An 11,397-nucleotide genomic window follows, 5' to 3' on the forward strand; every position below is an offset into this window, starting at 1 on the left:
TCTCAGGTCGGCGCGTCGAACTTGCCACCAACAGTCGTCGTTGCGGACGCGTCGAGATTGCGCTCGGCCGCGCGCACGCGGTCGCGCATCGCGAGGATCGACCGGGGGACCACGCGGCGTTGTCGCACGGTCCACGCCAGCCCGGCCAGCAATCCGGTGCCGTCGCGCATCAGCGTGCCTTCCCGCGCGAATACGTCGAGGGCGCGCAGAGTCGCGCTCAACGCTTCGCCCAACGGCAGACGCAGCCACGCGACCCACGCGGCGTTGCGCGCGAGCATGCGACGGCGCAACGCGCTCTCGCGCACCGGCGACGGATGGTGATGGAGCGTCAACTGCTCGCAGTAGACGATCGCATGTCCCGACGCGAGCACGTCGAGCGAAACGAGGGCTTCCTCACCGCCGATGAAAAGACGCGGCTCATAGCCGCCGATCTCGCGATACAGCGCCGTGCGAAACACGCACGCGCCCGCCATATAGCCGATCAAGGAGGGCCCCGGCAGACCGACACGGCCGAGCGGGCTTGCGCGCATCAACGCGCAGGTCGGATCGGTCGTGTTGTCCCCGCCGACGGCGACACGTGCATTCAGCACGCCGACGCACGGCCATGCATCGAGCAATTGCACCGCGCGTTCGAGCGAGCCGGGGTCCCACCAGGTGTCGTCATCGCAGAACGCGACATAGTCGGTCTCGACGCACGCGACCGCGTGGTTGCGGCCCGCCGCGCCGAGATTGCCGTTGCATTCGACGACGCGAACGCTTGGATAGCGCGCTTCGACGAGTGCGACCGTGTTGTCAGTGGAGCCGTTGTCGGCGACGATGATCGGCGGGTTTTCGGGTAACGCGAGCAGACGTTCCAAGGTCGTGAGCAATTCGCTCGCGCGGTTATACGTGAGAACGACGACCGAAATGCGCGGGTAGGGGGCTTTGGTTTGCATGCTGTGCAATCGTTTCGACGGTTGGACTGCGACGGCGACGCAAACCTCGTGCCGCACGTCACGCGTTTTGCGTAGATCGACCCGATTCGTTGCGGCCAAGCTGCCAATAGCATTCGGACGAAAAAAGGCTTGCCTGTCCTTCGGGACCGAATGCGCGCAGTTGGCTGCGGTAGGCGTCGATTGCCGCGCGCTTCATATGCTCGTGTTGCGTGGTGCCGGGCGCATCGAACGCGTGCGGTGGCTGGGCGGCGTAGCCGCGTTTCGCGAGGTCGCACAGGCGCGCTTGCACGACGCCGGACATGCGCCGGTAGGGCACATCTTCATAGGCGATGAACGGACTGGCTGGCTGACGCCGCATCAAGGCGAGACAGGCATTGGACACGAGAACGTGATCCGAATGGAACAGGCCCAACGGCATGACGATCCGCGCGGGTTTTGTTTCGGAAACAGCGTGGTTCAGCGCGGTGATCAGCTCGTCTGCATCGGGCGTTGCATGGTATTGCGCATCGCAGAACAGCAGATGCACAGGAATCGCCGACAGCAACCCGAGCGCCTCCCGGTCTTCCGCCTGACGCGCCTGCATCGCTTCGCACGCGTCGGCGAAACCGGCGGCGCGGTCCCAATCGGTCGTCATGTTGCCGACGGGCGGCGCAGTGAAAACTGTGCAGACGACCGTGCCGGGATGAGCGGCGATCAGCAGTCCGCAACTGAGGACCGCATCGTCGAGATGCGGTGAAATGACGAGCAAGCGCTGGTTCGATTCCATTCCGGCAGTTAGCAAGCTACGTTCCGCCGTCGCGGCGCGCGAAGTGCCAATGCTGGAATAGCCCTTGCTCGCCATGCGGTTCTACTACCGCTTACCGTATGAGCCATGAGCCCCCCTGCAAAACCGCCCGACCACGTGCGCATCGTCGAAGTCCGCAAAGGTCAGGTTACCGAATCGATGTCCCGCGACGCGTTTCGCGAACGCTTCATGGCCCGCTTCTACGACCCGGCGTTTCGCGCGGAAGACGCATCGCTCGCGCGGCTCGAAGCGATTGCATGGGATGCCTATCGCCAAGGCCGCAAGGCGCCGGTCACGGAAAAAGCCGGGCCTGGATTCGCCGACCCGGACTACGATCTGTCGGTCGAATGGCGCACGGCGAGCGAGCGGATCAAGGCGGCGCAGGCGCGGCAGCGCGATCCGGCGTCGCGCTCGCGCGTGCTCGTGATCAACGCATCCTCGCGCAACGACTACACGTGCCCCGGCGAAATGTCGAAGAGCTTCCGGCTTGCGAAGATCGCGCAGCAAGCGCTCGAACGCCGGTCTTGCGACGTCGATTTCCTCGATCTGTCGCACCTGAACTCCGATCGCGACCTGCATATTCATCCGTGCAAAGGCTGCGTGTCGACCGCGATGCCGCTGTGTCACTGGCCATGCAGTTGTTATCCGAATCACTCGCTCGGGCTCGTCAACGACTGGATGAACGACATCTACGAGCGCTTTGCCGCCTGTCACGGCGTGCTGATCGTGACGCCGGTCTACTGGTATCAGGTGTCCGCGCCGCTGAAGCTGATGATGGATCGCCTCGTGTGCGCCGACGGCGGCAATCCCGATCCCACCTCGACCCACGGCAAGAAACCGGACGAAGCCAAGCGTCTCGAACTGGCTGGCTGGGACTATCCGAAACATCTGGCGGGCCGGGCCTATGGCGTCGTCGTGCATGGCGACGTCGCCGGCATCGAGGACTCGCGCAGGGCGCTCGCGGACTGGCTCGACTGGATGGGCTTCGTCGAATCGGGCGCGAAGTCGCGGCTCGATCGTTTTATCGGCTATTACGAGCCCTATGCGACCAGCCATGAAGCGCTCGATCGCGACGAGGACGTGCAGCAGGAAGTGGCCAACGCGGCCGAAGCCGTCGCGAACTGCGTCGAGCAGATCCGCGGCGGACGCAAGGAACCGGACGAAAGCCTCGGCACTCCGCGCGCCAAATGATCCGCAAGTCGCATGAGAAGGGCGAAGCATGAAGAACGACCAGGTGGCGTGCGCGTTCGTCGGCATGGAGGACGTGTCGTCGTGCCTGATCGAGGCGCTGCCGCGAGGGTCGCGTCGCGCAATGCGTCGTCGGAAAGCAACGGCTAGACCCGTTGCGCCCCGCCAAGCCGCTAGTTCAGCCGCGCAGTCGCGCGCAAATGCTCAGCAGGTCTTCGAGAACCACCGGCTTTTTCAGGTGCGCGTCGAAGCCGGCGTGTTCGGCCGCACTGACGTCCGCTTGCTGTCCAAAGCCGCTGACCGCGACGCAGATCACGGACTTCATCGTCGGCATGCCGCGCAGCTTGCCGATGAACTCCATACCGTCCATGCCCGGCATCCCGATGTCCGACAGGATGATATCGGGCGCGTTGCCGTTGATCATCGTCAACGCTTCCTCGCCGCTCGTCGCGGTCCGCACTTCGGCGCCCTCGCTTTCCAGCAGCAGCCTGAAGGTTTCGACGGTCGCGGCGTCGTCGTCGACCATCAGGATGCGCGTGCCTTTCAGCGGCTCGGCGACGACTTCGATACCCGCGCCCGTGCGGGTGGCGAGCCGATGAGTGGGCAGCGTCACCGTGAACGTCGCGCCGCGGCCGACGCCGTCCGACTCCGCGCGCACCGCGCCGCCGTGCAGGTTGACCAGATCACGCACCAGCGCGAGGCCGATGCCGAGGCCCCCGCGGCGCAAGCCCGGATCGCGGCTCTGCTGGAACATCTCGAAGATATGCGGCAGCAGCGACGCCTCGATGCCGATGCCGGTATCGCTGACGCGAAGCACGGCCTCGTCATGATCATTGACCTGCAACGACACCTGGATCGAACCGCGCTGCGTGAATTTCAGCGCATTGCTGATCAGATTCCACACGATCTGCTCGATACGCGTGAGGTCCGCGTGAATGATCACAGGCGCATCGGTGATGTCGACGTTCAACGCGACGCCGCGCTGCGCCGTATCGTCCTGCACCGCGCTGCACACGCGCTGCACGATCTCGCGCATGTCGACCACGGTGCGCACGACCGACAGCTTGCCGGTGCGTACGCGCGAAATGTCGAGCAGATCGTCGATGATTTGCGCCTGGCCCATCACGGTGCGGCGGATCGTATCGGTCGCGCGCGACACGTTCAGATTCTGCCGCGTTTCCGGCGCGCGCGCGATCAGCTCGGCGCTCGCCGAAATCAGGTTCAGCGGATGCTTGAGCTCGTGCGACACGACCGCGAGAAATTCGTCGCGGCGCCGCTGTGCGTCGCGCTCGCTTGCCGCGCGCAGCGATTCGACGTGGGTGCCGCGCCCCGAGATCGGGTCGGTGGCGAACTCGCCGAGATCGCGCGTGATCTGCGCAAAGCCGCTGATGCCCGGTTCGTCGAGACGGGACAGCACGCCGCTCGCGAAAAAGCGCGTGCCGTCCTTGCGCAAATGCCAGCGCTCCTCTTCGGCGCGGCCATTCAGACGCGCTTCGGCGAATTCGCGTTGCGCGACGTTGTCGGCGCGGTCCTCTTCGGTGTACAGGATATCGGCGGACTGGCCGATCATATCGGCTTCCGTATAGCCGAAAATCCGTTCCGCGCCCGCGTTCCAGCTGTTGATCACGCCGTTGTCGTCGAACGTGATGATCGCGTAGTCGCGCGTGCTTTCCGCGACGATGCGCATGCGCCGCTCGCCTTCGCGCAGCCGGTCTTCCGCCTGACGCCGCCCGGTGATGTCGATGAACGACAGCACAGCGCCGTCGATGCGGTCTTCGGTCGTGCGGTAAGGCACGAAGCGCGCGAGATACCAGCGCCCGTCGTTGCTCTTCAGCTCGCGTTCGATCAGGCGCAACGAGTCGAATGCCTCGGCCGCGTCGTCGGCGAGCTTGTCGTATTCGAGGCGGTGCGTGATGTCGAGCAGCGAGCGGCCGATGTCCGACGGAATGATGCTGAAGACGTCGGTTGCGCGCGGCGTATAGCGTTTGATGCAGATGTTGCGGTCGACGAAGATCGTGCCGATGTCGTTCGCGGCGATCAGGTTGTGCAAGTCGTCGTTGATCTTGCCGGTTTCCTCGACCTTCGACTTCAGCTCCGCGTTGACCGTGGTCAACTCCTCGTTGATCGATTGCAGCTCTTCCTTGCTGGTTTCGAGTTCCTCGGTCGCCGAGCGCAGTTCCTCGTTGATCGCCTGCAATTCCTCGTTCGACGCCTTCAGCTCCTCGGTTGAGGTTTCCGACTGCTCGATGGTGGACTGCAACTGTTCCTTCGTGCGTTGCAGTTCCCGTTCGAGCTGACTGATTATCGGGTCTTTCTGCACGTCGGCCGGCGCCGTTTCGGCGTTCGCCACGCTGTCCTCGACCTCGTCGAACAGCACCAGCACGAAGTCCGCGTTCGCTTCCGGATCGTGCACGGGCCGCGCGGTCATGTTGACGAAGTACGACCGGCCATCGCGCTCGATGCGCACGCGGCGCGCTTCGACGCTGCGGTTCGTGTGCAAGGCCTGATAGATCGCGGTGCGCAGTTCCAGCCGCAGTTCCGGACGCACGACCGCCACGATGTTGTGCGAAGGCTCGCCGCCGGAATACTGCAGAAAACGCCCAGCGCGATCGGACAGATGAACGATTTCGGATTCGCGGCTCACCAGCACGCTGGGCGGCGCATATTGCTCGACGAGCCGCTGATGCAGATCGCCGAACGAAAAGCGCCGGCGCCCCGGCGGCTGCACCGTGGTCACGACAGGCCGCAAGCTCATCGTGCCGGAAATCGCGATCGGCACCGGCGTATCACTGCGCACCGCCATGTTCGCGCGATAGATGCGGTTGCGCTTGTCGACCACGGTGAACATCGAGCTCACGCCGTCGGCCGACTCCGAGCTGCCGAGGAACAGCACGCCGCCGGGACGCAGCGCGAAGTGGAACATCTTCAGGATTTCGATCTGCGCTTCGCGGTCGAGGTAGATCAGCAGGTTGCGGCAGCAGATCATGTCGAGCCGCGAGAACGGCGGGTCGCTCAGCACGTTATGGTGAGCGAACAGCATGTGCTCGCGCAGCTCCTTCTTGATCCGGAAATGCGCGGCGTCCCTCGTGAAGAACTGGCGGATGCGCGCCGGCGTCAGGTCGGCGGAGATCGAGTCCGGGTACACACCGGTGCGCGCGAGAGAAATGGCGCGCTCGTCGATGTCGGTCGCGAATACCTGAAAAGACACGCCCTCGGGCGACTTCAGCGAGCGTTCCTGCAGCAGTATCGCCAGCGAATAGGCTTCTTCGCCCGTCGCGCAGCCCACCGACCACACGCGGATGCGGTCCTGTTCGCCGCGGTTTTCGAACAGGGGCGGCAACACTTCACGTTCGAGCACGTCGAACGCTTCCTTGTCGCGGAAGAAATTGGTGACGCTGATCAGCATGTCCTGCAACAGCGCCTGGGTTTCTTCAGCGTGCAGATGCAGATAATCGCGATACGCCTGCAGATCGGTAATGCCGTTGACTTGCAGCCGGCGTTCGATACGCCGCAGAACCGTGGCCCGTTTGTAATGCCGGAAATCGTGTGCGGTGCGGGTGCGCAGAATCACCATGATTTCGCGCAACGCGCGCTCGGCCGACTCGTTGACCGTGTCTTCCTCGGGCTCGTCCGCCTCCGCGGCCGGCAGATGGATTTCCCGCGCGGTGGACCACAGATCCATCAGCCGTTGCGGCATCTCGGCCGCGGTCATCACGAAGTCGGCCATGCCGGTCGCGATTGCGCTGCGCGGCATGCTGTCGTGTTCCGCCTCGGAAGGGTCCTGCACGAGCGTGATGCCGCCCATTTCCTTGATGCGCGACAAGCCGACCGAGCCGTCCGAGCCCGCACCCGACATCACGATGCCTATCGCGCGTTTGCGGTGCGCCTCGGCGAGCGTGCGGAAAAACAGATCGATGCTCGCACGGCGTCCTTCCTCGGGCAGCTTCCGCGTGACGCGCAGGTAGCCGTCGACCATGATCATCTCGAACGAGGGCGCGACCAGATAGACGTGGTCCGATTCGATCGGCGTGGGGCCTGTGACCTGCTGCACGGACATGCTGGTGACTTTCTGCAGCAGTGAGGCCAGATTGCTTTCGTGATCCGGCAACAGGTGAACGACCACGACGAAGGCCATCGACGTGTGCGCGGGCAGCGCCTCGAAGAATTCCGTCAGCGCGTTAAGCCCCCCCGCCGATGCGCCGATGCCGACGATCGGATAGAGTGCCTGGCTAGGCAGAGTTTGCCCTCGCTTCTTTGACATGGCTGCGTGTCCCTTCATGGAAAGGATAGTGTCCAGCGGTGGATTTTTATAGGGCGACGAGCCCATTTCTTGCTGGCTCGGACGGCTATTATCCCGCATTGCACTCATTTTTCCATCAGCATCGACTGCAGCAGTTCGGCCGCGCGCCTCGCGCGCAGCACATTATCCTCCTCGCGCTGTTGCGCGGCGGTATCTCCGGTTTTGGCGAAATGGTCGCGCAACTCGCGGCTAAACATTTCGCGCTCGCGCAGCGCACGCAGCGCCTTGCGCAATGAGTCCTCGGCATCCGTCATGCGGCCGTCGCCGAGCGACGCGGCCGAATACGCATGACCGGTATGACAGCGATAACGCATCACCCGCGATCCGGTGATGCGCCACAGCGTGCCGTTGCATTCGGGGCATGTGAAAGTCGACGGCGTGGCGAGTCCCCTGATTGCTTCGAATGCCATGGTGCCGGCCAGCCACGCGTCTTGTTCGAGAACGATGCGATCGGTCGCCTCGCGCCGCGCACGGCCGCTTTTTCCCGTCGCGCTGGCGTTGCCGCCGGTCAGTTTTACCAAACATTGCCCCATTTGATCGAGCGGCAGCACGTGATCGGCAAACGGCGATGCATGTTGCGGCATCTCGCTCGCGAACGCGTCGACCGGGTCCTGGACGAGCGTCGCGCCGCCGCACGTCTGGATTGCTTCGAGGCCTGCGGTGCCGTCGTCGAGCAGGCCGGTCAGGATCACGCCGATCGCGCGTGGCCCTATCTGCGCGGCCGCACTGCGAAATAGGGGGTCGATCGCCGGGCGCGCGAAGTTCTCTTTCGCGCCGTGCAGAAGCCGCAGTAGCCCATCCTCGACGACGAGGTGCCGATCGGGCGGCGCCACGTAAATTCTGCCGGGCGCGTAATGTTCGCCATCCTGTGCATGCTTGGCGGGTAGCGGTCCGGCCTGGTTCAGCAGCGCGGGCAGCATGCTGCCATGCGCGCCGATATGCAACACGACGGCGATGCTGGCGGGCATATCGACGGGAAGCTGCGAAGCAAGCGAACGCAGCGCATCGACCCCGCCCGAGGACGTGCCGATTACGATGAAGTCGCGGTGGGTCAAGTGGGCTCCGGGGCGTGGAAGCGGGGCGTGAAAGCGGACCTTTCTTGTTAGTCAAAACAAACAAGCAAGCGATATGCCGTCGCTGCATTTTTTGGGGCGTTGCAGGTAGAAACGTTCTTTGGCGACGGCGGTTTTCAGCCTCCGCGACAATCCAGGCACGCGGGCCGAAAGCGCCGCGCGAAACTCGCACAATGCATATGACGAATGTCGTGCAACATCATCTGCCGGGCGAATCGACCCAGTTCGTCAGTCTGGTCCGCAAGTGGACGTCGCTGCCGGTGTGTGCCGCGAAGAACGGCGAGCGTCCCGAGCCGGCTCACGTCTACGTAGCAAGTTGAGACGACGTGCTGACCCTCGAAGCCGGGCTCTTTCGCACAATGCCGGTCGACGGCGGCAGCCGCCGTTCCGCATCGACACCACCGACGCATTCCTTGAGAAAGCGCCATGCACGATCTCATGGTGCGCTTCGCCGATGCGCTTCGCCGATGCGCTGCGCGGGCGGTCCGGTTAACGCAATTACACCGGCGCGGGCTGACTGCCCGTCGCTCGCGGGCGGCCGCTCGTGTCGAGCGCGAGCAGCGCGTCGTAGATCATCAGATAGTCGTTGGTCATGCGCGTTGCCGTGAAGCGGCGCTCGAACGCGCGGCGGCACGCGCCGCGCTCGATACCGTCGATGCGCTCAACAGCTTGCACGGCCTCGTCCACGTTATCGACGACCAGGCCGGTCACGCCGTCTTCGAGCAACTCGGGCACCGCGCCGCGGCGAAACGCGATCACCGGCGTGCCGCATGCCATCGCCTCGATCATCACCATGCCGAACGGCTCGTCCCATTCGATGGGCAGCAGCAACGCGCGCGCGTTCTCGAGCAATTGCCGGCGCTCGAGGCCGCCGACTTCGCCAAGGTATTCGGTGAACGCGCTCGAGCGGCGCAACAGCGGATCGATGCGTTCGCGGAAATAGTCGCGTTCGCCGGGATGAATCTTCGCGGCGATTTTCAATGGCAAGCCGCTGCGCCGGGCGATGTCGATCGCGAGATCGGGACGTTTCTCCGGCATCATCCGGCCGAGAAAAAGCAGGTAGGAACCGGCCATCGGTTGAAACTCGAACTCGTCGAGCGGCAGGCCGTGATGCACCGTGCCCTGCCAGTTCGCCCACGGCACGGGGTGGCGCTGACTGGCGGAAATCGACACCACCGGCACGCGCGCGAATTCGCGAAACAGCGGGCCATGATCGTGCAGCAGGAGACGGCCGTGCAGCGTCGTCAGCGTACGGCACGGCAGGCGCTCGGCCCAAGCGAAATGCAGCGGCTCGCCGTGAAAATGAACGACGTCGAAGCGGTCCGCGTCGCGAATCACGCGCGCGAGCTGCCTGATGTGATGGGTTTGCGTGTCCCACACGTTCGCGTCGCGCCAAAGTCCACGCGGGCAGATCGGCACGAGCCGCGCGGCGCTCGTCGAATCGGCGCTCGCATAGAGCGTCACGTCGTGGCCGCGCGCGACCAGTTCTTCGGTCAGATACGACACGACGCGTTCGGTGGCGCCGTACGCGAACGGCGGCACGCTTTCGTAAAGCGGAGCGATTTGGGCGATTCTCATCGGTCGTTGAAAAGAGGCAAGAGAGGTTAGCGCGCAACACGCGGCGCCGCAGCACCGCAGCAATCGACGTACCTCCGCGGGACCGGTGGCGGTATGGCGTTTGCTCGATCAGGGCACTTGACCGATTGAAGGAGCCGCCATGAAAGACCGCGCAACGCAGTCCGCTTCGGACGACACTAAGCCCACCGCCTCACGCGAAACCGCGAGCACGCCCGACGCGCTCGCGCTGCTCGAAGCCGATCATCGCGCCGTCGAAAAACTGTTCGACGCTTTCGGCAAATCGCGCGGCGACGAGCGCGACACGCTCGAAGCCAAAGCCGCGCTGGCGCAGCGCGCGTGCGAAGAGCTGACAATGCACTCGATCATCGAGGAAGAGCTGTTGTATCCGGCCGCGCAACAGGCGCTGCCCGACGACGACAAGCTGGACGTCGATGAAGCCTACGTCGAGCATTTTCTGGTGAAGACGCTGATCGCGAAGTTCGAGACGCTGAAGCCGGGCGACCAAGGCTTCGACGCGACGTTCAAGGTCATGTCCGAGCTCGTGCGTCATCACGTCGAGGAAGAGGAAGGCGAGCTCTTTCCGGCCTTGCGGCGCACCGGCTGCGATCTCGCCGCGCTCGGTGAAAAGATCGCGGCGCGCAAGCAAACGCTGCAAGCCAGGCTGGATCAGGCGGGCAGTCGCGCTGTCGGCGACAAGACCTGATGGGCGCAAGCGCCATCGAACATCGCAGGTGAATGATGAAGGCAGTGGTATTTCACGGCATCGGCGATTTCCGGCTCGACGACGTGCCGGACCCGCAGTTGCAGCAGCCGGCCGACGCGCTCGTGCGGCTCACGTCGAGCGCGATTTGCGGCACGGACCTGCACATGGTGCGCGGCACGCTCGGCGAGATGGAGTCCGGCACGATTCTCGGGTACGAACGCGCCGGCGACATCGCGCAATGCGATACCGCGAGTTCGACCGGCGCGAGCCGGGGTGGATCAAGGTAAAGCTGGAGACTTGAAATGCGCGCGGCAGTCGCGCTGATCCGTTTGAAGCGTCGCCGCGACAGGGCAGTCCATAAGTCGACGCTTATGGACGAACGCACCCTTTTACACCTCCATTAACATCGGTTTCAGAAGGGCATAACAGGATCGCCTAACGCAGGCAGGGAGCGATATGTCCAGGAGAAAGCTGAAACTGATCCAATACTCGCCGGCGACGATCCTGTCGCGCGACGACTTTTCGATCTTCGTCACCGCGCGACGCAGCGCCGATGGACGATTCTATGCCGACCTACTGGTCAGCCGTAAGGTGGACGGCCGCCGACTATTCCCGTTCGATGGCGCACCCGATGTCGGTCCGTTCGACAGTATCGAGGAAGCGCGGCTCGCCGCCGAGGAATACGGCGCGCGGATCGTCGCGGCCGATCTTGCCTGTCCCGAGATGTAAGCACGCGGCCCGTGCCGCGCCCAGCGATCCGCCCGCGATGGCGACCGGATCGCGTCGATCGTCGACGACACGCCGGCATCGGCGCGCCTCGCGCTATCGCCTGGCGA

General features: G+C 64.3%; 9 protein-coding genes and 1 pseudogene. 5 read left to right on the forward strand and 5 right to left on the reverse strand.

Features of this window, described 5'->3' with window-relative positions:
- Positions 1-2: 2 nt before the first annotated feature.
- Together OKW45_RS38080 and OKW45_RS38085 are read right to left on the reverse strand one after the other, a co-directional pair.
- On the reverse strand, positions 3-935 hold the full coding sequence (locus OKW45_RS38080) for a glycosyltransferase family 2 protein (RefSeq protein WP_429473842.1): 933 nt from the start codon (positions 933-935) through the stop codon (positions 3-5).
- A gap of 58 nt (positions 936-993) precedes the next feature.
- Positions 994-1,701 carry a PIG-L deacetylase family protein gene (locus tag OKW45_RS38085; protein WP_429474043.1) on the reverse strand — a complete coding sequence of 236 codons (708 nt, stop codon included), beginning with the start codon at positions 1,699-1,701 and terminating at the stop codon, positions 994-996.
- A 177-nt stretch (positions 1,702-1,878) separates the two neighbouring features.
- Between OKW45_RS38085 and OKW45_RS38090 the strand changes: the two genes are divergently transcribed.
- The gene (locus OKW45_RS38090) at positions 1,879-2,910 is read left to right on the forward strand and encodes a flavodoxin family protein (RefSeq protein WP_429474044.1); all 1,032 of its coding nucleotides are present in this window, start codon (positions 1,879-1,881) and stop codon (positions 2,908-2,910) included.
- A 175-nt stretch (positions 2,911-3,085) separates the two neighbouring features.
- On the opposite strand, the gene OKW45_RS38095 is transcribed toward OKW45_RS38090, so the two are convergent.
- Complete coding sequence (locus OKW45_RS38095; RefSeq protein ID WP_429473843.1) at positions 3,086-7,168, reverse strand: CheR family methyltransferase; 4,083 nt, start codon at positions 7,166-7,168, stop codon at positions 3,086-3,088.
- 104 nt (positions 7,169-7,272) lie between these two features.
- The gene (locus tag OKW45_RS38100) at positions 7,273-8,262 is read right to left on the reverse strand and encodes a chemotaxis protein CheB (protein ID WP_429473844.1); all 990 of its coding nucleotides are present in this window, start codon (positions 8,260-8,262) and stop codon (positions 7,273-7,275) included.
- Positions 8,263-8,453: 191 nt separating this feature from the next.
- Between OKW45_RS38100 and OKW45_RS38105 the strand changes: the two genes are divergently transcribed.
- A complete protein-coding gene (locus OKW45_RS38105; RefSeq protein WP_429473845.1) occupies positions 8,454-8,600 on the forward strand; it encodes a chemotaxis protein CheB in 147 nt (48 codons plus the stop codon).
- 178 nt (positions 8,601-8,778) lie between these two features.
- Here the strand turns inward: OKW45_RS38105 and OKW45_RS38110 are convergent, their stop codons facing one another.
- Positions 8,779-9,858, reverse strand: coding sequence for a glycosyltransferase family 4 protein (locus OKW45_RS38110; protein WP_429473846.1), 1,080 nt, complete (start codon positions 9,856-9,858; stop codon positions 8,779-8,781).
- 139 nt (positions 9,859-9,997) lie between these two features.
- On the opposite strand from OKW45_RS38110, the gene OKW45_RS38115 reads away from it, so the two are divergent.
- The 3 genes and pseudogenes from OKW45_RS38115 to OKW45_RS38125 all read left to right on the forward strand — a co-directional run bounded on the left by OKW45_RS38115 (position 9,998) and on the right by OKW45_RS38125 (position 11,290).
- Positions 9,998-10,561 (forward strand): hemerythrin domain-containing protein, encoded by a 564-nt coding sequence (locus tag OKW45_RS38115; protein ID WP_429473847.1) that lies wholly within the window; start codon positions 9,998-10,000, stop codon positions 10,559-10,561.
- Between the two features lie 35 nt (positions 10,562-10,596).
- Positions 10,597-10,836 (forward strand): annotated as a pseudogene (locus OKW45_RS38120) (alcohol dehydrogenase catalytic domain-containing protein); the annotation flags it as partial.
- 181 nt (positions 10,837-11,017) lie between these two features.
- The gene (locus OKW45_RS38125; RefSeq protein WP_184011565.1) at positions 11,018-11,290 is read left to right on the forward strand and encodes a DUF6723 family protein; all 273 of its coding nucleotides are present in this window, start codon (positions 11,018-11,020) and stop codon (positions 11,288-11,290) included.
- Positions 11,291-11,397 lie beyond the last annotated feature (107 nt).

Origin of the sequence: Paraburkholderia lebeckiae, assembly GCF_050436225.1 — a bacterium.
GTDB classification, from domain to species: Bacteria; Pseudomonadota; Gammaproteobacteria; order Burkholderiales; family Burkholderiaceae; genus Paraburkholderia; species Paraburkholderia tuberum.